The sequence below is a fragment of the Streptomyces lothianensis genome (assembly GCF_047779955.1).
Classification (GTDB): domain Bacteria; phylum Actinomycetota; class Actinomycetes; order Streptomycetales; family Streptomycetaceae; genus Streptomyces.
Window position 1 is genome coordinate 121,479 of the sequence record NZ_JBLMKT010000074.1, and the last position, 20,184, is coordinate 141,662.

Sequence of the window (20,184 nt, forward strand, 5' to 3'; positions counted from 1 at the left end):
GCCCGGCTCGCGGCCCTAGCGTGTCGCGCGAGCCCGCGGCGCGGCGGACAAAGCCCGCGGTGCGGCGGACAAGCGCCGCGTTGCGCCGTGCGGTGCAACACGCGCAGTGCGGTGCAACACACGCCGTGCTCTGCGGCGCACAGGAGCCGCGGCGTGCGGTGACACACGTCACGGCCTTCGGCGCGCACGGATCGGGGCGCAGAGTCGTCTATCCCACTGCAGGCCTGTCCAGCCAGCCATCGTAAGGAGCCAGGGGTTGTCCACCGTCATCGAGCAAGACGTCGAGGCACGACTCGTCGCGGCCGCGCCGCGGATGCCCACCATCCCCGCGAGGCTGGCCTATGACCGCAGTGATCCGTTCGCCGTGCGCATGACCTTCCCCGCGCCGGCCACGCTGGAGGGCGTGGAGGTGTCATGGGGGTTCGCCCGCGAGCTGCTCAGCACCGGGATCGAGGCGCCGGTCGGCGAGGGCGACGTGCGGGTGCGTCCGTACGGATACGAGCGGACCGTGCTCGAGTTCCACGCCCCCGAGGGCACGGCCGTCGTACACGTACGCACGGGCGAACTGCGCCGCTTCCTCAAGCGGACCACGGCCATGGTCCCCGCCGGACGCGAGCATCTGCATCTCGACGTGGACCAGAACCTGGCCGAACTGCTCGGCGGCGCCTGCTGACCGGCCAGGCGGGCGACCCGCTCGGCCGGTCGGCCCGGCGGCCCGGCGGCCCGCTCAGCCGAACAGCTCGTTGAGCTCCCCGTACGTGAGGCCCCCCGCCATCTGCGTATAGCCGCCGGTGGCCAGGACCTCCTCGGCCGCCCGGCGCACGAGACCATGCACGGCCTCCGCGATCCGCCCGCCCACGCTGACCCGCGCGACCCCGAGGCCCGCGAATTCACCCACCGCGGGAGCCCCCGGTCCGGCCAGCACGTTCAGCGGCGCGTCGATCCCGTCGACGAGTTCCTTGACCAGGCCCGGTGCCACCACCCCGGGCACGAAGATGCCGTCGGCGCCAGCCTCGCGGTAGGCCGCGGCCCTGCGCAACGTCTCCGCGAGCCTCCCGTCCTCCGCGCCGATCTGCCGCAGATACGGGTCGGTGCGCGCGTTGATGAAGAGCGGCACCCCGGCCTCGTCGGCCGCCGCCCGGGCCGCGGCGATCCGCTCCGCCATCTCCTCGGCGGGGCGCAGCCCGCTGCCCACCGAGTCCTCGATGTTGATGCCGACCGCTCCGGCCCCGAGCACGGCCCGCACGGTGACCGCCACGTCCTCGGGCCGCTCGCCGTAGCCGCGTTCGATGTCCGCGGTCACCGGCAGTTCGACCGCTGCGGCAATGGCCCGTACCGCCTCGATGGCGCGCTCGCGCTCCAGATGGTCGCCGTCGGCCGCGCCGAGCTCCCAGGCGACCCCGGAGCTGGTGGTGGCGAGGGCAGTGGCGCCGGCCTCCTGGACGATGCGGGCCGAGGGGAGGTCCCAGACGTTGGCGAGGACGAGCGGGTTTCCGGGGGTGTGCAGGGCGTGCAGGGCGCGGGCCTTGGCGATGAGCGTGTCTGTTTCGGTCATGGGCCCACTCAATCAAGGGAGCGGTGCGGCGCGCTGGCGAGTTTCCGACACGTACGCGACTTCGGCGGAGCACGCCTCACCTGCCCGGAAAGCGCGCCTCGCGTGTCCGGAAATTATCCGTTGACGGTCCACCGGGCACCCTCCTACGGTGTACGAGCTTCTGTTGCCGCCGATTGGAGAAGGACGTTGCTCGTCTGAGGTCCTGAGACACCGCGCCTCCTGCAGTGCCTGTGCGCTGCGCGCGTCGTGTGCGACCTCGGCGTTTCGAGCCGTCCCTCTTGCGGAACAGGGCTTTTTCTCTGCCCTCGGACCTGCCTTCCCGGGCCGTCCCGCGAGGACCACTGATCCGAGCCTGTCGCCCGCGGTGTCTCGTACGTCGCCCATCACCCACCGAGCGACCTCGAGAGGCAGCCCGTATGTCTACCTTCCCCACCTCCGTATCCACCACCGCACTCGACTTCACCTGGCCCGACGGGACCGAGGTCTTCGACGGACTGCACCTGGCCGTGGGGCCGGGGCGTACCGGGCTGATCGGGCTCAACGGATCAGGGAAGTCAACCCTGTTGAAACTGATCGCCGGTGAGCTCGACCCGTCCGAGGGAACCGTCAAGATCGCCGGCGAGGTCGGTTACCTGCCGCAGAACGTCACACTCGACACCGCGCTCAAGGTCGACGAGGTGCTCGGGATCGACGCCACCCGCGCCGCGCTGCACGCCATCGAGGCGGGTGATGCGAGCGAGGAGAACTTCACGGCGGTCGGCGATGACTGGGATGTCGAGGAGCGCGCCATCGCGCTGCTCGACCAGCTCGGCCTCGGCCACGTGGGCCTCGACCGCACCATCGGCGAGGTCTCCGGCGGCGAGTCCGTGCTGCTCAGGCTGGCGGCACTGCTGCTGCGGCGGCCCGATGTCCTGCTGCTCGACGAACCGACCAACAACCTCGACCTGTACGCGCGGCGCCGGCTCTACGCAGCCGTGCAGGCCTGGCCGGGCGTCATGATCGTGGTCAGCCACGACCGTGAACTGCTGGATCTGGTCGACCAGATCGCCGAGCTGCGCTCGGGTGACGTCGTCTGGTACGGCGGCAACTTCTCCGCGTACGAGGAGGCACTCGCCGTCGAACAGGAGGCGGCCGAACGGATGCTGCGGGTCGCTGAGAGCGACCTGAAAAAGCAGAAGCGCGAACTGACCGAAGCTCATGTGAAGTTGGCGAAGCGGGTGCGCTACGGCAACAAGATGTACGCACAGAAACGCGAACCGAAGATCGTCATGAACGCCCGCAAGCGCGAGGCCCAGGTCTCCGCGGGCAAGCACCGCATCATGCACGAGGAGAAACTCAAGGAGGCTAAGGAGCGGTTCGACGAAGCGGCCGATGCGGTCCGGGACGACGACGAGATCAGGGTCGACCTGCCGTACACGGCGGTGCCGCCGGGCCGCCGGGTGCTCAGCCTGCTCGATCTGGAGCTGAGGTACGGGGCCCGGGTGTGCGGCGGCTTCGATCTGCGCGGACCCGAGCGGATCGCGCTGATCGGGCGCAACGGCGCGGGCAAGACCACGCTCCTGCGCACGATCGCCGGGGAGCTCGCCCCGGTGTCGGGCGAGGCGGTTGCGCATGTGCCGCTGCGTTTCCTGCCGCAGCGGCTCGACGTCCTCGACGGCGCGCTGACCGTGGCGGAGAACGTGGCGAAGGCCGCGCCGGAGGCCACCAACAACCGGGTGCGCGCGCGGCTGGCCCGCTTCCTGTTCAAGGGGGCGCGGGCCGATCAGCTCGCGGCGACGCTCTCCGGCGGCGAGCGCTTCCGGGCCGCGCTCGCGGCCCTGATGCTCGCCGAGCCGGCCCCGCAGCTGCTGATGCTGGACGAGCCGAGCAACAACCTCGACATGGCGAGTGTGCGCCAGCTCACGGACGCGCTCGACGCCTACGAGGGTTCGCTGATCGTGGCGAGTCACGATCTGCCGTTCCTGGAATCGGCCGGCATCACCCGATGGCTGCTGCTGGACGGCGAGTTGAGGGACATCGGCGCTGAGGAGGCGCGTGAACTGATGGCGCACGGCTGAGGCCGCAGGGGGCACGGGGACGGTCGCGCGCGGCGCGCGCACGGCCGTCCCCGCACACATTGAATCAGAGCAAATCGGACAGCGAAGGGCCCTGATCAGCGATCTCCTTTATGCGGCGCTTAACCTACGGTCTCGTAACCTACGTGTCCGTAGGTAGGGCGTGCTTCGCCCTGCCTGCGCGTTCCCCCTGCCCCAGCCCCCAGGAGCACCCGTGACCCTCACCTCGCCCCACCTCGGCAGTCCGACCGGCTGGACCGACGCCCGGTTGCTGTACGCCCTGGAAGAGGTCGTGGAGAAGGAGCTCAACCGGCATCTCAAGGTCACCAAGGACTGGATGCCGCACGAGTACGTGCCCTGGTCCGACGGCCGCAACTTCCCCGGCCTCTTCGAGGACGGCGAGCCCTGGGACCCCGCCCAGTCCAAGGTCACCGACATCGGCCGGATCGCCCTCGTGGTGAACCTGCTCACCGAGGACAACCTCCCCAGCTACCACCACGAGATCGCCTCACTCTTCGGCCGCGAAGGCGCCTGGGGCACCTGGGTGCACCGCTGGACCGCGGAGGAGGGGCGGCACGGCATCGTGATGCGCGACTACCTGCTCGCCTCGCGTGCGGTCGACCCGGACAAGCTCGAACAGTTCCGCATGTCGCACATGTCGGAGGGCTTCGAGTCCGACAACCGGCACTCGATGCTGCACTCGATCGCGTACGTGTCCTTCCAGGAGCTGGCCACCCGCATCTCGCACCGCAACACCGGGCACCAGTCCGGCGACCCGGTCTGCGACCGGATGCTCGCCCGGATCGCCACGGACGAGAACCTGCACATGGTGTTCTACCGCAACCTCCTCAAGAGCGCGTTCGAACTCGCGCCCGACCTGACCATGCAGGCGGTGCGCGACGTGGTCGTGAACTTCCGGATGCCCGGCCACGGCATCCCCGGCTTCGAGCGCGCGGCCGCGCAGATGGCCATCGGCGAGGTCTACAACCTGCGGATCCACCATGACGATGTGCTCGCGCCCGTACTGCGCTTCCTGAAGGTCATGGAGATCGACGGGCTCGGTCCCGAGGGTCTGCAGGCCCAGGAGGAGCTCGGCCTGTTCATGGGCGGTCTCGACGCGGAGGCCAGGAAGTTCGACGAGAAGCTCGCGGCACGCAAGGCGCGGCTCGCGGCACGCGCGGTCCAGTAGACGCGGCCGCTCCGTCGCGACTGCTGCGTCACGACGGCCGCGTCACGAATTCTCCGTCACGAGTGCTCCGTCACGGGCGGGTCCGGCCGGAATCGGCCGGGCCCGCCCGCACGGCGTTGATCACGCGTTGATCGAACGTTTTCCCCGGGCCGCCATGCTCACGGCATGCCCAGCACGACCGCAGCCAACCCCGCACCCGACTGGCACGAGGACGCCCTGTGTGCGCAGACGGGCCCGGAGTTCTTCTTCCCGGAGCCCGGCAGCTCCGTGAGCGACGCGAAGCGCATCTGCTTCTCCTGCGCGGGCCGCGCCGCCTGCCTCGACTACGCGCTCACCCATGACGAGCGCTTCGGCGTCTGGGGCGGCCTCTCCGAGAAGGAACGGCTCGCCCTCAGACGTACGCGCTCCTGAGATGCGCCCGCCGCGGCTGCTCACTCCTGGTCCGGATCGCCCTTGATCACGGCGAAGCGGGCGCCGAACGGGTCGGAGAGCTGCGCCAGGCGGCCGACGCCCGCCATCGACGTGGGCTCCATCTGCACGCTCGCCCCGAGCTCGCGCGCCTTGGCCACGGACCGGTCCACGTCCTCGACCTCGAAGTACGGCAGCCAGTGCGCGCGGCCGCTCTGCCCAGGATCCTGGGCCTGGTCGGCGATGCCGCCGTACATGCCCTCCGGGTCGGGGCCCGGGTGCACCGTCGTATACGAGCCGCCCGGGAAGTCGACGGCACTGGTGTGCAGACCGATCGCCGCCCCGTAGAACGCGGCGGCCGCGGGGACGTCGGGGGTGTAGAGCTCCACCCAGTTCAGCGCACCGGGCTCGTTGACCACCTCGAAGCCCTTCACCTCACCGGGCTGCCAGAGGCCGAAGGAGGCGCCCGCCGGGTCGGCGTAGAGCGCCATGCGCCCGAGCGGCCCCACGTCCATGGGCGCCATGAGCTCGGTGCCGGAGGCCTGCACGACGGCCTTCCCTGTCGCGTCGGCATCGGGGGTCTGGAAGTAGATGCCCCAGGCCGGATCGGCCTGCTCGGGCGGGACCTGCATCCCGCCGGCGACGGCCTTCCCGTTGCTGCGGTACGTCACGTATCCGCCGTACTCCTCGGAGGAGGTCTCCGCGTCCCAGCCGAAGACGCCTCCGTAGAACGCGTTGGCGGCGGCGATATCGGGGGTGCCGAGGTCGGTCCAGACGAGGGAGCCGGTGATGAAATCGGTGGTGAGCATGATCCACTCCTTTGAGGGGGGTTGTCGCCCTACCGCCACCGAGTCTTGCACCGGCCACTGACAATCGCCCGGCCACCGCGAGGGGCGGTACGGGGCCGGCGCCCCCTACCACGCCTCGCGGACCGTGCCGCGGGCCGCTCAGCCCTCGTAGAGCTTCTCGCCGTAGATGGCGCCGTAGTGGGCCTCGATCTCCTCGATGGCCTGGTGCTTGCGGGTCGTCGCCTTGGCGATCTGTGCCGTGGACGGCACCGACTCCGGTTCCCATGTCTCCGGCTTCCAGGTGGCCGAACGCAGGAACGACTTGGCGCAGTGGAAGAAGACCTCCTCGATCTCCACGATCACCGCCAGTGTCGGCCGGTGCCCCTTGACCAGCATGTCCTCGAAGAACGGCGCGTCCTTCACCAGCTTCGCGCGGCCGTTGAGGCGCAGGGTGTCGCTCCGGCCGGGGATGACGAAGAGCAGGCCGACCCGGGGGTTCTGCAGGATGTTGAGGTAGCCGTCGGCCCGGCGGTTTCCGGGGCGCTCCGGGATCGCGATCGTGGTGTCGTCGAGGATCTTCACGAAGCCGGCCGGGTCACCCTTGGGCGAGGCATCGCACCAGCCGTTGCCGTCGGCGGTCGCCATCACGCACAGCGGGGACCTGGCGAGCCATGCCCGGTCGTACTCGTGCAGGGTGCTGCGCACCTTGCCGGCCGCGGGTGCGTCGGGGACCTTGATCAGCTCACGCAGTTCCTCGACGGTGCGGATCTCCGTGTACTGCGCATGCTCCGGATACGAGGACACTTCTGCTGTGCTCATGACGCCCCCCAGGCCTCTGGTGATCAAGACGTTGATCACCTTATGCCCCGAGGGCAGTCCCCTCCCTCCCTGGGGGCCGAGCCCTTTTCAAGGCTACCGGCCACCACTGACAATGCCGTCTGCCTCCCCATCCCGGCACGCGCCTACCCGTCCTTCTTCGCCCTGCTCGGCTGCACCCGTTTCGGTTCACCCGGCATCTTCGGATAGTCGGGCGGATACGGAAGGTCGCCCAGGCCGCGGTCCTTCGCATCGCGTGCGGAGAGTTCGAGCAGGGCGTCCAGCGTGTGCCGCTCGGCGTCCATGTCCGCGTGCACATCGCCGAGTTCGCCGTAGCGCGCGGCCATGGTCCTGATGTCGAAGTCCTCGGGCCGCACGTCGTCCACCTCCTCCCACCGGAGTGGCGCGGAGACGGGGGCGTTCGGCTTCGGGCGTACGGAGTAGGCGGAGGCGATCGTGCGGTCGCGGGCCGCCTGGTTGTAGTCGACGAAGATCTTCTCGCCGCGTTCCTCCTTCCACCAGGCCGTGGTCACCAGGTCCGGCATCCGGCGCTCCAGTTCCCGACCGGCGGCGATCACCGCGTGGCGCACCTCGATGAAGTCCCAGCGCGGTTCGATCGGTACGAAGACGTGCAGGCCGCGGCCGCCGGAGGTCTTGGGCCAGCCGGTGAGCGAGCCGAATTCGTCGAGGACCGCGCGCAGTTCATGGGCTGCGCGGACCGCGTCCGTGAAGTCGGTCCCGGGCTGCGGGTCGAGGTCGATCCGCAGTTCGTCGGGGTGGTCGGTATCGGCTGCGCGCGAGGGCCAGGGATGGAAGGTGAGCGTGCCGAACTGCGCGGCCCAGATCACGGCGGCGACCTCGTCCGGGCAGATCTCGCGGGCCTTGCGCCCGCTGGGGAAGGTGATCTCCGCGGTGGGCATCCAGTCGGGTGCGTTCTTGGCGGCGCGCTTCTGGAAGAAGGACTCGCCGCCGAGTCCGTCCGGGTAGCGCTCCAGGGTGGTGGGCCGGTTCTTCAGGGCGCGCAGAATGCCGTCACCGACCGTCAGGTAGTACTCGGCGATGTCACGCTTCGTATAGCCGGTCTCGGGAAAGAAGACCTTGTCCGGGCTCGATAGCCGCACCTTCCGACCGCCCGCGTCCAGCTCGATCGCAGCTCCACCCATGTCTGTCACGGTAGGCGGGCGCGGCCGGCGGTGCATGGGGAAGAGTGCGCACACCACGCGTGCATCAACGCGTGCATCAACGCGTGCATCAACGCGTGCATCAACGCGTGCATCACGCGTACACCAGGCGCGCGGCCCGCCGAACGAGCACAATCGAAGGCATGGAGCTGCCGGTGATGCCGCCCGTCAAGCCGATGCTCGCGAAGTCCGTCGCCAGGATCCCGCCGGATATGCAGTACGAGGCCAAGTGGGACGGCTTCCGGGCGATCGTCTTCCGCGACGGGGCCGAGATCGAGGTCGCAAGCCGTACGGGCAAATCGCTGAGCAGGTATTTTCCCGAGCTGCTCGAGTCGTTGAAGGCGAACCTCCCGGGGCGTTGCGTGGTCGACGGCGAGGTGGTGATCGCCCGGGACGGCCGGCTCGACTTCGACGCGCTCACCGAGCGCATCCACCCGGCGGACTCGCGGGTGCGGCTGCTCGCCGAGCGGACGCCTGCCTCGTTCGTCGCCTTCGACCTGCTCGCGCTCGCCGACACATCCCTCCTCGACACGCCGCTCGCGGAGCGGCGCGCCAAGCTGGTGATGGCGCTGGCGGGCGCCGAGGCCCCCGTGCACATCGCTCCGGCCACCACCGACCGGGAGCTGGCCCGCCGCTGGTTCGAGCAGTACGAGGGCGCGGGCCTCGACGGGGTGATCGCCAAGCCGCTCGACCTGCCCTACCGACAGAACGAACGCCTCATGTACAAGATCAAGCACGAACGCACGGCCGACGTGGTGGTGGCCGGTTACCGCCTGCACAAGAGCGGCCCCGTCGTCGGTTCGCTGCTGCTCGGACTGTACGACGCGCAGGGCGCGCTGCAGCATGTCGGCGTGTGTGCCGCGTTCTCGATGAAGCGCCGTGCGGAGCTGGTGGAGGAGCTGGAGCCGCTGCGTATGGACTCGGCCGAGGGCCACCCGTGGGCGGCGTGGGCCGAGGAGTCCGCCCATGAGGCGGCCCGGCTGCCCGGCGCGACCAGCCGCTGGACGGGCGGGAAGGATCTGTCGTGGGTGGCGCTGCGGCCCGAGCGGGTGGCGGAGGTGGCGTATGACCATATGGAGAACGGGGTCCGCTTCCGGCACACCGCGCAGTGGCGCCGCTGGCGCCCCGATCGTAGGCCCGAGAGTTGTACGTACGGACAACTGGACGAGCCCGTGGGCTACGAGTTGAGCGAGGTGCTGGGACGCCGCCAGGCGGGCGATGCCTCGCCCTGAGGCGCCGTGCGCCGGACATTCCGCGCGCTTTCGTTGGACAGAGGGGCCGCCCGCGGCAAGGCTGGACGGATCGCTTCCGACCGTACAGAGAGGCCCTTCCGTGTACGCAGCCGCACCCGGCCGTTACGAGTCCATGCCCTACCGCCGTACGGGACGCAGCGGGCTGCTGCTGCCCGCCGTCTCCCTCGGCCTGTGGCACAACTTCGGGACCGACCGCTCCCTCGACCGTCAGCGGTCCATCATCCACAAGGCCTTCGACCTGGGCGTCACCCATTTCGACCTGGCGAACAACTACGGTCCGCCGCCCGGCGCCGCCGAGACGGCTTTCGGCCGGATCTTCCAGGAGGATCTGCGCGCCCACCGGGACGAGATCATCGTCTCCACGAAGGCCGGATACCTCATGTGTCCCGGCCCGTACGGGGAATGGGGTTCGCGCAAGTACGTGCTGAGCTCACTCGACCAGTCCCTGCAGCGCATGGGCCTCGAATACGTCGACATCTTCTACTCGCACCGGCCCGACCCCAGGACTCCGCTGGAGGAGACGATGGGCGCGCTGGACTCGGCGGTACGCCGGGGCAAGGCGCTGTACGCGGGGATCTCCAACTACTCACCCGAGCAGACCCGCGAAGCGGCCCGCATCCTGCGCGAGTTGGGCACGCCGCTCCTGGTGCACCAGCCGAAGTACTCGATGCTCGACCGCGGCCCGGAGGACGGCCTGTGGCCGGCGCTCGACGAGGTGGGTGCCGGTGCCGTGGTGTATTCGCCGCTCGCCCAGGGACTGCTCACCAACCGCTACCTGGACGGCATCCCGGCCGACTCGCGGGCCGCCGGACTCAGCCCGTTCCTCACCGCGGACGGCATCACCGACACGCAGGTGATGCGGCTGCGGGCGCTCGACGGCCTCGCGCGGGAGCGTGGTCAGTCCCTCGCCCAGATGGCCCTGGCCTGGGTACTGCGCGAACCCACGGTCGCCTCGGCGATCGCGGGCGCGAGCAGCGCGGACCAGCTGGCCGACAGTGTGGCGGCGGCGCGGAACCTGGAGTTCTCGGCGGAGGAGCTGGCTCGGATCGAGAAGCTGCTGGCGGGCTGAGCCCTCTTCGGCACCCCTCAGGTATGTGTTCGAGGCCGGACCGGGTATTCGTATTCCTATGGATTCCTGTCGGCCATCGGGCCTGGACGAAGCCCCGGCAGGTGTGACACCCCCGCCGGGGGTCACGCCTGCGCCAGAGGTCACGTCCCGGACGCGGGCGAAGTCCCCCGGGCGGCGCGTCTCATGAGGCGCCGTACCTTTCTCGCGCTGCCCGCCGCCGCGGGCCTCGCCGCCTGCACCTCGGGAAACGGGGGCGGGGAGGCCGACCCGACCCGGTCGGCTCCCCCGCCCACGCGCTCCCCCGCGCCCGAGACCTCCGCACCGGAGACCTCCGAGCCGCCCTCACCGCGGCCGAGTCCCGTCCGACGGCCGACCGTGCTCGCCGTGAAGATCGACAACGTACGACCGGCCCGGCCGCATACCGGGCTGCGCGAAGCAGCAGTGATCCATGTCGAGCAGGTGGAGGCGGGGCTGACCCGGCTGCTCGCCGTGTATCTGGGCGGGAGCCTGCCGCCGTCCATCGGTCCGGTGCGCAGTGCACGTGAGACCGATCTGGAGCTGCTGCGGGAGTACGGCAAGCCGGTGCTGGCGTTCTCCGGTGCGCAGGGCAAGCTGCTGCCGCTGATCGACAAGGCCGAGCTGTATCCGCGCTCGCCTGCCGAGGCACCCGGTGCCTACTACCGTTCGTCCTCGCGCCCGGCCCCGCACAACCTCTACCTGCGGCCGGATCGCCTGACCCCGGAACCCGATCCGAAGGCGAAGGCGAGCGACCTGGGTCTGCGTTTCGGCGCGGCACCGTCCGGCGGGCGCGCCGCCGCCTCGTACACCGTCCGCTATCCCTCGGCCCGCTATACGTTCACCTGGTCGGCGGAGCGCGGCCGGTGGCGCGTGTCGATGGACGGCCGCCTCAGCGAGCTCACGCCGTCGACCGTCGTCGTGCAGTACGGGGTCGTACGCAGCTCCCGGTTCCGGGATCGCTGGGGCAACGTCTCCCCGTACACCGAGACCGTGGGCAGCGGCGAAGCGCTCGTGCTGCGGGGCGGGCGGGCGTACGAGGGGAGGTGGAGCCGCCCTTCGGCGCAGGACACGACGGTCTTCACCGACCGTGACGGCGGGCCGCTGCCGTTCGCCGACGGCCAGGTGTGGTTCGTGCACACCGACGCGGACCGATGAGGCTCCGGTCCGATCGGTGAGCGTCGGTGCGGCGGGCGGGGGCACCGGTCCGATCGACCGAGCACCGGTCTGATCAGTAGCAGGAATGGCGGCGGATCCGGCTAAGCATCCGCCTCGTTCAGGGGATCACCCGGTCCGTACCGCTTCACAGCGGCCGCCGTGGAGGGAAGCTGCGCCTGCACAGCCGCCGCGCGCCGCGGGCGCGCCCTGCCCAGGAGTCCCGTTTTGTCCGCTCTCGTCACCGGGTTGTCCGCTCTCCGCACCGGGTTGTCCACTCCCCGCACCGGGCGCCGTGCTGCGATGGTGCCCGTGCTCGCCCTTCTCGCCGCAGGTGCCCTCACGCTCGGCGCCGCTCCCGCCGCCGACCGCACCGGTCCCGTACCCACGCACGGACCGTCCGTCGAGGTCCCCGCCACCCCCATCGCCCCCATCACTCCCGTCGCCCCGGTCACCCCGGTGCGGCCGGAACCCGTCACGCGCCCCTGGCGATCGCCGTATCGGGGCAGCGTGGCCGCACAGGGGCCGGTGATCGCCGTGAAGTTCGACAACTCACGGCGGGCCCGCCCCCATCACAACCTCGACCAGGCCGATATCGTCTACGTCGAGAAGGTCGAGGGCGGGATGAGCCGCCTGATGGGTGTGTACTCCAGCCGGATCCCGCGCAGCATCGGCCCGGTGCGCAGCGCCCGCGAGTCGGATGTCGAGCTGCTCCGGCAGTTCGGCCGCCCCGCGCTCGCCTATTCCGGGGTGCGCAGCGCACTGCGCGAGTACCTGGAGAACTCGCCGATCCACATCCGTCCGCACCACGAGCTGCCCGGGGCGTACTTCCGCGAGCCCGGCCGCTCGGCCCCGCACAACCTGTTCGTCAACCCGGCCGCGGTCCTCGACTCCGCCCCGCGTGCCTCGCAGGCGCACGACATCGGCTTCCGCTTCGGCGCGGCACCACCCCGGGGCGGCACCCCGACGGCCTCGCGTACGGTGCGCTACCGGGCCGCGAGCCATACGTTCCGCTGGTCGCCCGTCCAGCAGCGCTGGCACATCTCCTTCGACGGCGAGCCCGCACGCCTGACCACGGGCGGGCAGCTGAGCGCGCGCACGATCGTGATCCAGAAGGTGCACATGCCGCCCTCGCAGTACCGCGACGTCAACGGCGCCCCCACCCCGTACATCAAGACCGTCGGCGAGGGCAGGGCGACCGTCCTGCGGGACGGCAGGGCCTACGAGACGACGTGGCGACGGCCGGACGCACAGAGCGGCACCACCTTCACGCTGAACGACGGCAGGCGGATGCCGTTCGCCACAGGGCAGGTCTGGATCGTCTACGAGGACGCCTGAGCGCTGCCACCCGCTTGAGGCAGGTCTGGCTGCCCTCCGCGGAGGATGCCGCCGCGGAGGACGCCGTCCGCAGTCGCCGTCGCCCTCTAGGGTGAGGCGATGAACGCTTTCGAGGTGCACCCGGGAGCCGCCGGCTCGCCCGTCCTGCTGCACGTGCCGCACGGCTCGCGGGTGATCCCCGACGACGTCCGGCGCGAGCTCCTGCTCGACGATGCGGCGCTCGCCGCCGAGCTCGCGCACATCACCGATGCGCACACCGCGGAACTCGCCGAGTCCGCGGCCCTGGCGGCCGGCGGCACGCCCTGGCGCTTCGTCAACCGGCTCTCCCGCCTCGTCGTCGACCCCGAGCGCTTCCCCGACGAGCGCGAGGAGATGCGGGCGGTCGGCATGGGCGCGGTCTACACGCGCACCACGCACCGCGAGCCACTGCGAACGGAGGGCTTCGCCGCCGAACCGCTCCTCGAACGCTACTTCCACCCGTACGCGCAGGCCATGACTGAGCTGGTCGGTGAACGGCTGCGGGCCGCGGGACGCGTCATCGTGCTCGACGTCCACTCGTACCCGTCCCGCCCGCTCCCCTACGAGCTGCACGGCCAGGGCCCGCGCCCGCCCGTCTGCCTGGGCACGGACCCCTTCCACACACCGCCCGAGCTGCTGTCCCTGGCCGAGAAGGTGCTCGGCCGCTTCGGCGGTACGGCGGTCGACTCGCCGTTCGCCGGCACGTATGTGCCGCTGCCGTTCCACGGACGTGAGCCGCGGGTGCAGGCGCTGATGGTGGAGATCCGCCGGGACCTGTACATGAGCGAACCCGGCGGGCCCGCGGGCGCGGTGCTGCGGGAACTCGGCGCCGCGCTCGGCGAACTGGTGACTCAGCTCTCCTGACCCGTGAGCCTGCCCGCCTTGTGCGGCTTCCTCGCCCGGTGCGGCCACCTCTCCCTGTGCGGCTTCCTCGCCCGGTGCGGCCACCTCTCCCGGTGCGCCTACCTCTCCCGGTGCGGCTTCCTCGCCGCGATCACCCGGGCGCGCGGGGAGCCGTCCGGCCGCCGGCCGAGCTCCGGCAGGGCGTGCAGCGACACCGTGAACCCCGCACGCGTCAGCTCCGCGGCAGCATCGGCAAGTGTGAAACCGCGGTAGTACATGACGAACGGCGGCCGCCACACGGCATTGCGCAGCCGCATCACGGTGTCGAAGCCGAGCAGCACCCAGTAGGCGCGGGAGCGTACCGGCGGGGGTGCGCCGACCGGGAAGACGAAGCTGCCGCCCGGTCGCAGCACACGGTAGGCCTCGGCGAAGAGGGCCGGGCGCTGCCGGGGCAGGAAATGTCCGAAGGCGCCGAAGCTGACGAGGAGATCGAAGGCCTCGCCGAACGGCAGGGCGAGGGCATCGCCCCGGACCCAGTCGGCCCGCCCGGAGAGCCGGGCGCGGGCCTCGGCCAGCATGCCCGCGCTGAAGTCGACGCCTGTCACCGGCCCCTGGCACACCTCGGCCAGCACCTCGGTGCCCGCGCCGGTGCCGCAGCACAGGTCGAGTCCGCGCTCGAAGGGCCCGAGCGCGTGCAGCACCTTGGCAACCGGTTCGAGGATCCGGTCGGGCGTACGGAACGGGGTGTGGTCGAACTTCGGCGCCAGGAGGTCGTATCCGCGTTCCACGGATGACAGGGCCTGGACGGTGAGTTCGCGCAGGGTGGGTCCTCGGGGATCGAACATCGGGGCAGGATACGCCCGGAGCCGGCGTCGGCCTGTGGGGTTCGATCCACAAGGTCCGTTTCGGTCCAGGCCGCGGCACGCTCGTGAACCCGCCAAGCCGTGCGGAACGAGCGTGCCGCGGCGAAGGCAGGAGCACCTCAGGCCTTGATCACCCTGGTCTCCACCCCGGGTAGCCCCTTGTCCCACCAGTGACCGTACCGCCCGTACACCCGCGGATCCCGGTCGGCCAGCCAGTTCACCAGGCGTTCGGCCTCCTCGCTCAGCCCGTTCCACTCCCCTGCCGTGAGCCTGCGGAACGCGGTGAGTTCGAGTCCGTCCTCGGCCGCCCGCCAGACGCCCGAGACCTGCCCGTCGACCAGCAGGCACGGCAGCACGTCTCCGTTCCTGCGGACGGCCGCGGGCCGGTACTCGGCCGGCATGAACCGGCCCGGCAGCGCGTGCGCGAGGAGCGAGCTGTCCCACATGGGCAGCAGGCGCGGCGGTACGGGGGTGTCCTCGGCGGGCACGGTCGCGTCGGGCAGGTCGTACAGGGCCGTGCGTCCCGAACCGGCGATGCGGACGATGCGTTCGTCCAGTTCCTCGACCGCCTGCCGGATCGTCTTGCCGGTGAGCAGGGTGAACCGGGCGAAGTCCTGTGGGGTGGCGGGTCCGAAGGCCCGTAGATACGAGAGCAGCAGGCGCCGCACACCCTCATCGGCGGTGACGTCCCGCGACTGTGGGGCGAGCCGGTAGGTGTTGCGGTGTCCGAACGACCAGGCGCCTCCGGTCGCGACATGATGCAGGGGTGCGTACGTCCGCAGCGCCCACCACGCGCGCTGCCGGTCGCCACCGATGCGTGCCGTGACCTCCGCCTCCACCTCCGCGTTGGTGCGGGGCTCCTGAAGATACGGGGTGAGGTCGGCGAGCAGCGCGTCGGCGTCCGCGGCCGTCAGCCCCGTGTCGGTGAAGCGGCGGTCGTACAGGCGCGAGGCGCGCAGACTGCTCACCATCGCGGCGTGGAAGGCGGGATGGTCCTCGGCGGTCACCGCGTGCAGGGTGATCCGCATCAGGGAGGCCTTCACGATCCGCCCCTCCGCGAAGGCGGCGTCGAGGTCTTGGGGCGCGAAGTCCCGAACGCGGTTCCACAGGGCGAGGTAGGGCGAGGCGGGCGACTGGGCCTGCAGGGCGCAGAGCCGGCGCACCGCCTCCGTGACATCGAGGGGCCTGCGCTCGAGCAGCAACTGGCGGTCCAGGGTGGCGAGCGCGAGGCGGCGCGGGCTGAGAGTCACGGCTGCAGTATGCAACTGCGTTGCTCGCGCCCGCCCCTACTGCTGCTGTTTCCAGCCTTCCTCGGTGATCTCGTACCGTACGCCGCCGCGCTCGAAGCCCTCGACGTTCCGCTCGTCCTCCTCGACGGGGAGGGTGGAGGTGAACGTCATGCCGAGCTTCTCCATGACGTGACGTGAGCCGTGGTTGACGGCCATCGTGTCGGCCCACACCATGCGTATCCCGAGCTGGGTGAAGGCTTTGCGCAGCAGGGCCCGCGAGCCTTCGGTGGCATAGCCCCTGCCCCATGAGGCCTGCCGCAGACGGTAGCCGAGTTCGGCCTCGTCGAGGGGGCCGTCCTGGGCGGGGCGCAGGATGAACCAGCCGATGAACGAGCCGCCGTCCCGCTCGTGCGCGGCGAACAGACCCAGCCGGCCGTCCCACTTCTCGTAGCCGGCGAGGATCCTCGGCAGGTGCTGCTCGCGGATGACCTCGGGCGGGGTCGCGGCACCGCCGCTCAGATAGCGCATCACCGCCGGGTCGCTGTCCAGCTCGATCAGCAGCTCCGCGTCGGCGGCGGTGAAGTGGCGGAGGTCGAGGCGTTCGGTCTGCAGGTAGGTGTCCACCGGCCGATCATGCCTGAGGCGCGGCGGGGAAGCCCAACGGTTTTCCGGTGGCGTGCGGTGCGCTGCGGACGGGCGCTACCGTGCCCGCGTGAAGTCCCCCGAGCCCTCGAATGCAGAGAAGTCGCACCTTCCAGAGCCCTGCGTGCCCCTCCTCTTCCTCGATGTCGACGGCCCGCTCATCCCCTTCGGCGGTACGAGCATCGGGGTGTACGGCTCCACCCGGCCGGAACCGGGCACGAACCCGCTCCTCGCCCGGATCGATCCGGCACTCGGCCCGCTGCTGCGTGCCCTGCCCTGCGAACTGGTCTGGGCCACGTCATGGGGCGAGGACGCCAACGCGGAGGTCGCCCCCTATCTCGGGCTGCCGCGCCTGCCCGTGGTCCACTGGACCGACGACGGCCCGGGGCCCCGGCTGCACTGGAAAACGCGGACGATCGTCGAGTGGGCTGACGGGCGGCCCTTCGTGTGGATCGACGACGAGATCGGTGAGCAGGACCGGACGTGGGTGGCGGCGGCCCATCCGGGCCTGGCCCTGCTGCACCTCGTCGCACCGCAGCTGGGGCTGACTTCGCACGACCTGGAGACCGTACGGCGCTGGCTTCTGCACCCCTCGCGCAGGAATGCGTCACGATGCTGACCCGGCCCCAGGCCCCGGGCCCCGGGCCCGGCTACGGCACGGGGGCGGGCTCCGCCGGGGATGCCGCCGCCCCGCGCTGCCCGGGGAGCGTCACCTGCTCCCACCGTCGGCTGACCCGCAGATATCCGAAGATCACCGAACCCATCGCGCCCAGGATCAGGATCCCGAAGAGCGCCGGGTACTGGGACATGGCGACGGCCCGGAAGCGGTACAGGAACAACAGCCCGGTGAAGATCACCGCACCGTAGGCGGAGAGCCACAGCGCGCTGCGGTCCCAGCCGTGCGCCTGTGCGCGCAGCGCGGCCTCGATCGTCAGCACGAACACCACACCGGCGACGAGGTCCACGCCGTAGTGGTAGCCGAAGCCGAGGGTCGCCGCGAGGGTGGCGACGAGCCAGAACGTTCCGGCGAAACGCAGCGGGCGCGGCCCGTTGCGGGAGTGGATGAACAGCGCGGTGGCCCATGCGGTGTGCAGGCTGGGCATGCAGTTGCGCGGGGTGATCTGGTCGAAGAGCACCGGCTGCGGTGCGGTGAGCTTCACGGGTATGTCCGGCCAGACCTGGCCGGCGGCCCATATCCCGCCGTCGACTCCGTAGGCGAAGACGGGTCCGACCACGGGGAAGATCATGTAGATGCCGGGCCCGAGCAGGCCTATGAGCAGGAACGTCCGTACGAGGTGGTGGCGCGGGAAGCGGCGTGCGGCCGATACGTTCCGCAGCTGGTACAGGGAGATGACGACGGCGGCGACCGCGAGCTGCACGTAGACCCAGTCGAGCACATGGGAGCCGACGGGGCCCATGGCCTCGACGACCCGGCCGGCCACCCAGGACGGGTTGCCGAGCGCATGGTCGGCGGTGGCGAGATAGGGGTCGAGGACCTCGGGCTTGGTCTTCGAGGTGATCAGCAGCCAGGCGTCACCGGTCTTGCGCCCGGCGACCAGGAGCAGCCCGAGCCCGACGCCCTTGAGGAGCAGCACCCGTTCCGCGCCCTCGCGGCGGGTCAGGGCGATGACCGTGCATCCGACCATGACCCACAGGGCGCCGTTGCCGAAGTTCATCTCGGCGTTCAGGGCCCAGCGGGCCGCCCAGAAGGCCAGGTCGATCGCGACGGCGGCGCCGAGTGCGATCAGCCGTTCCCGCTTGGTGAGGACCACCATCATCAGCGCCATGGAGGCATAGAGCAGCGGCCCGGAGGCGGGCGCGAAGACCAGCTCGCGTGCCTGCTGGGTGAGCGGGCCGGGGACTCCGTAGTGGCGGGCGGCGACTTCCAGGCCGATCACGAAGCCGAGGGCTGTGACACCGGCCGCGACCCACAGAATCGTCTTCGGACGCCACGGCGCCGCCGCGCGCGGGCGGCTGCTTCCGGTCGACGGCTCCGGTGCCGTTTTCGCTGTCAATTCCCCTGGCCAGTTCGCTCGGTACGGACGGAGTGGTCGCTGCCAGTCCTCGCCTGCGCATCTTCGCTGTGATGTGACTGTGCAGGTAAACGTGATGGGTCGAACATGCTAACGGAGCCCGCCGTCCGACTGCGCAGCACCTGTGTCACAAGCCCACGATGTGATGGAAGAACGGGAAGAGGCCGTGGTGGGGCCGGTGCGCATGGTGGAGGGGAGACGGTGGAAGGCAGGCGGTGGAGGACAGGTGCTGGAGGACAGACGAAAGCGCCGGTCGAGATGCGATCTCGACCGGCGCCTTGCTGGTGCTGGTGTCCGAGGGGGGACTTGAACCCCCACGCCCGATAAAGGGCACTAGCACCTCAAGCTAGCGCGTCTGCCATTCCGCCACCCGGACAAGGTGTCTGCCGTTCGCGGGGCGTTCCCCGCGGCGACATGGACAACAATACCAAGCTTTCGGAGTGCCTTTCACCTGCGTATACGGGCGCGGGGACAGGGCTGCGCAGGACCGGCGACCCTGTGCAGCCCTGCGCAGTCGATCGACCACCCGGTGTGATGGTCCGGGGTCGGGGCATCACGCTTGTGGCCGTACGGCACGCCGTGCCCGACCTGCGGGGTGAGGTTGCGCGATCAGTCCCCGCAGCGCTCCCGCAGCGCGTGCAGGTGCTCGCTCGATCTGCGGGCGAAGGCGAAGGACTCGGCCGGACGGTCGTGCTCGGCCTGCCAGTGGTGGTAGCGGCGGCCGCCCCGGGACCTGCGGGTCACTTCCCCGAGGAACGTCCGGTAGTCGATGTCGCCGTCCCCGACATCCGTCATGCGGTAGCCGTACGTGGTCGTCGGGTCCTTGATGCCGTCCTTGACGTGGAACAGCGGGTAGCGATGCGGCTGCCTCAGTACGTACTGCAGCGGGTCGAAGGGGCGCGGGGTGCCGTCGACCTGCTCGGAGAAACGGAACTGACCGGCGTACGCCCAGAAGATGTCCATCTCCAGGAAGACGAGGTCGGGGTCGGTTTCGGCGAGGAGCACGTCGTAGAGGCGGACGTCCGGCCGGTCCGAGGCGAACCTGAACTCGTCCGAGTGGTTGTGCTGGTAGAACTTCATGCCGCGCCTGCGGGCCTGCGCGCCGTACGTGTTGAAGTCCTCGGCGGCCCGCTTCCACGCATCGACGGTGTCGCCGTAGCGGAAGGGGCCGGAGGCGGTGCCGATGTGCTTGAGGCCGAGGGCCTCGGCGTCGTCGAGCACCTTGTCGAGGTTCGTGGCGAACGTGTAAGCGTTCGGATCGGAGGAGTAGTAGCCGACGTGGCTGCCGATGGCGTTGAGGCCGTGGTCACGGGTGAGCTGCTTGAGCTGGGCGAGATTGATGGGGCCCGCCTCGCCCTGGGAGTAGCCGGCGTACTCGACCTCGTCGTAGCCGTACTTCTGGAGTTCGGCGAAGACGGCGGCGAAGCCGAGCGTGGAGACCTTGTCGCGCAGGCTGTACAGCTGGATGCCGAGGCGGCCCTCGGGGAGGACCTTGCGGCCGTGTCCGTCCCGGAGCGGCCGCGCCTCCGCCGTGGACGCGGAGATGTCGGGGGCGGCGGAGGCTGGGGCGGCGGCCGCGCCGAGCAGGGCTGCCGCCGAGGCTCCGGCCGCGACTCCCAGGACATTGCGTCTGCTGAGGCGCTGGGCGAGCTCCGGGTCCGGGGAGGTTCGAAAAGTGCGGGCCATGCGGGAACTCCTTCTGACTCAGGGCCGTTGTGCGAGGTGTACGGCCGAT

At 70.6% G+C, this 20,184-nt stretch carries 19 protein-coding genes and 1 tRNA gene; 10 read left to right on the forward strand and 10 right to left on the reverse strand.

Annotated features, from left to right (window positions below; all coding sequences use genetic code 11):
* Positions 1 to 256: 256 nt before the first annotated feature.
* Positions 257 to 673, forward strand: a complete 417-nt coding sequence (gene ssgD, locus ACLF6P_RS26290; protein WP_415953518.1) for a spore wall synthesis regulator SsgD — start codon at positions 257 to 259, stop codon at positions 671 to 673.
* 54 nt (positions 674 to 727) lie between these two features.
* On the opposite strand, the gene ACLF6P_RS26295 is transcribed toward ssgD, so the two are convergent.
* The gene (locus ACLF6P_RS26295) at positions 728 to 1,555 is read right to left on the reverse strand and encodes an isocitrate lyase/PEP mutase family protein (RefSeq protein WP_415953519.1); all 828 of its coding nucleotides are present in this window, start codon (positions 1,553 to 1,555) and stop codon (positions 728 to 730) included.
* Between the two features lie 416 nt (positions 1,556 to 1,971).
* Between ACLF6P_RS26295 and ACLF6P_RS26300 the strand changes: the two genes are divergently transcribed.
* From ACLF6P_RS26300 to ACLF6P_RS26310, 3 genes are all read left to right on the forward strand, one after another.
* A complete protein-coding gene (locus ACLF6P_RS26300; RefSeq protein WP_415953520.1) occupies positions 1,972 to 3,612 on the forward strand; it encodes an ABC-F family ATP-binding cassette domain-containing protein in 1,641 nt (546 codons plus the stop codon).
* 211 nt (positions 3,613 to 3,823) lie between these two features.
* Positions 3,824 to 4,798 carry an acyl-ACP desaturase gene (locus ACLF6P_RS26305; protein ID WP_415953521.1) on the forward strand — a complete coding sequence of 325 codons (975 nt, stop codon included), beginning with the start codon at positions 3,824 to 3,826 and terminating at the stop codon, positions 4,796 to 4,798.
* 165 nt (positions 4,799 to 4,963) lie between these two features.
* Entirely contained in the window at positions 4,964 to 5,209 is a 246-nt protein-coding gene (locus tag ACLF6P_RS26310; RefSeq protein ID WP_415953522.1) for a WhiB family transcriptional regulator, read from the forward strand.
* A 20-nt stretch (positions 5,210 to 5,229) separates the two neighbouring features.
* On the opposite strand, the gene ACLF6P_RS26315 is transcribed toward ACLF6P_RS26310, so the two are convergent.
* From ACLF6P_RS26315 to ligD, 3 genes are all read right to left on the reverse strand, one after another.
* The gene (locus ACLF6P_RS26315) at positions 5,230 to 6,015 is read right to left on the reverse strand and encodes a VOC family protein (protein ID WP_415953524.1); all 786 of its coding nucleotides are present in this window, start codon (positions 6,013 to 6,015) and stop codon (positions 5,230 to 5,232) included.
* Positions 6,016 to 6,153: 138 nt separating this feature from the next.
* Positions 6,154 to 6,813, reverse strand: coding sequence for a pyridoxamine 5'-phosphate oxidase family protein (locus ACLF6P_RS26320; RefSeq protein ID WP_415953525.1), 660 nt, complete (start codon positions 6,811 to 6,813; stop codon positions 6,154 to 6,156).
* Between the two features lie 143 nt (positions 6,814 to 6,956).
* Entirely contained in the window at positions 6,957 to 7,973 is a 1,017-nt protein-coding gene (gene ligD, locus ACLF6P_RS26325; RefSeq protein WP_415953527.1) for a non-homologous end-joining DNA ligase, read from the reverse strand.
* Positions 7,974 to 8,134: 161 nt separating this feature from the next.
* Here ligD and ACLF6P_RS26330 point away from each other — a divergent pair, with 161 nt between their 5' ends.
* The 5 genes from ACLF6P_RS26330 (at position 8,135) to ACLF6P_RS26350 (ending at position 13,703) form a co-directional block, all read left to right on the forward strand.
* Entirely contained in the window at positions 8,135 to 9,223 is a 1,089-nt protein-coding gene (locus ACLF6P_RS26330) for an ATP-dependent DNA ligase (protein WP_415953529.1), read from the forward strand.
* A gap of 100 nt (positions 9,224 to 9,323) precedes the next feature.
* The gene (locus tag ACLF6P_RS26335) at positions 9,324 to 10,313 is read left to right on the forward strand and encodes an aldo/keto reductase (protein WP_415953531.1); all 990 of its coding nucleotides are present in this window, start codon (positions 9,324 to 9,326) and stop codon (positions 10,311 to 10,313) included.
* Positions 10,314 to 10,496: 183 nt separating this feature from the next.
* The gene (locus ACLF6P_RS26340; protein ID WP_415953532.1) at positions 10,497 to 11,486 is read left to right on the forward strand and encodes a DUF3048 domain-containing protein; all 990 of its coding nucleotides are present in this window, start codon (positions 10,497 to 10,499) and stop codon (positions 11,484 to 11,486) included.
* 225 nt (positions 11,487 to 11,711) lie between these two features.
* Positions 11,712 to 12,821 (forward strand): DUF3048 domain-containing protein, encoded by a 1,110-nt coding sequence (locus ACLF6P_RS26345; protein WP_415953534.1) that lies wholly within the window; start codon positions 11,712 to 11,714, stop codon positions 12,819 to 12,821.
* A 99-nt stretch (positions 12,822 to 12,920) separates the two neighbouring features.
* The gene (locus tag ACLF6P_RS26350; RefSeq protein ID WP_415953536.1) at positions 12,921 to 13,703 is read left to right on the forward strand and encodes an N-formylglutamate amidohydrolase; all 783 of its coding nucleotides are present in this window, start codon (positions 12,921 to 12,923) and stop codon (positions 13,701 to 13,703) included.
* A 98-nt stretch (positions 13,704 to 13,801) separates the two neighbouring features.
* Here the strand turns inward: ACLF6P_RS26350 and ACLF6P_RS26355 are convergent, their stop codons facing one another.
* From ACLF6P_RS26355 to ACLF6P_RS26365, 3 genes are all read right to left on the reverse strand, one after another.
* Positions 13,802 to 14,527, reverse strand: a complete 726-nt coding sequence (locus ACLF6P_RS26355) for a class I SAM-dependent methyltransferase (protein ID WP_415953538.1) — start codon at positions 14,525 to 14,527, stop codon at positions 13,802 to 13,804.
* Between the two features lie 137 nt (positions 14,528 to 14,664).
* Positions 14,665 to 15,795: a winged helix DNA-binding domain-containing protein gene (locus tag ACLF6P_RS26360; protein ID WP_415953539.1), complete on the reverse strand. Its 1,131-nt coding sequence runs from the start codon at positions 15,793 to 15,795 to the stop codon at positions 14,665 to 14,667.
* A 36-nt stretch (positions 15,796 to 15,831) separates the two neighbouring features.
* Positions 15,832 to 16,398: a GNAT family N-acetyltransferase gene (locus ACLF6P_RS26365; protein WP_415953541.1), complete on the reverse strand. Its 567-nt coding sequence runs from the start codon at positions 16,396 to 16,398 to the stop codon at positions 15,832 to 15,834.
* A gap of 88 nt (positions 16,399 to 16,486) precedes the next feature.
* Here ACLF6P_RS26365 and ACLF6P_RS26370 point away from each other — a divergent pair, with 88 nt between their 5' ends.
* The gene (locus ACLF6P_RS26370; protein WP_415953543.1) at positions 16,487 to 17,035 is read left to right on the forward strand and encodes an HAD domain-containing protein; all 549 of its coding nucleotides are present in this window, start codon (positions 16,487 to 16,489) and stop codon (positions 17,033 to 17,035) included.
* Between the two features lie 31 nt (positions 17,036 to 17,066).
* On the opposite strand, the gene ACLF6P_RS26375 is transcribed toward ACLF6P_RS26370, so the two are convergent.
* The 3 genes from ACLF6P_RS26375 to ACLF6P_RS26385 all read right to left on the reverse strand — a co-directional run bounded on the left by ACLF6P_RS26375 (position 17,067) and on the right by ACLF6P_RS26385 (position 20,135).
* A complete protein-coding gene (locus ACLF6P_RS26375) occupies positions 17,067 to 18,353 on the reverse strand; it encodes a phosphatase PAP2 family protein (RefSeq protein WP_415953773.1) in 1,287 nt (428 codons plus the stop codon).
* A 384-nt stretch (positions 18,354 to 18,737) separates the two neighbouring features.
* Positions 18,738 to 18,825, reverse strand: a tRNA-Leu gene (locus ACLF6P_RS26380).
* A 233-nt stretch (positions 18,826 to 19,058) separates the two neighbouring features.
* Complete coding sequence (locus tag ACLF6P_RS26385) at positions 19,059 to 20,135, reverse strand: sugar phosphate isomerase/epimerase family protein (RefSeq protein WP_415953545.1); 1,077 nt, start codon at positions 20,133 to 20,135, stop codon at positions 19,059 to 19,061.
* Positions 20,136 to 20,184: the final 49 nt, after the last annotated feature.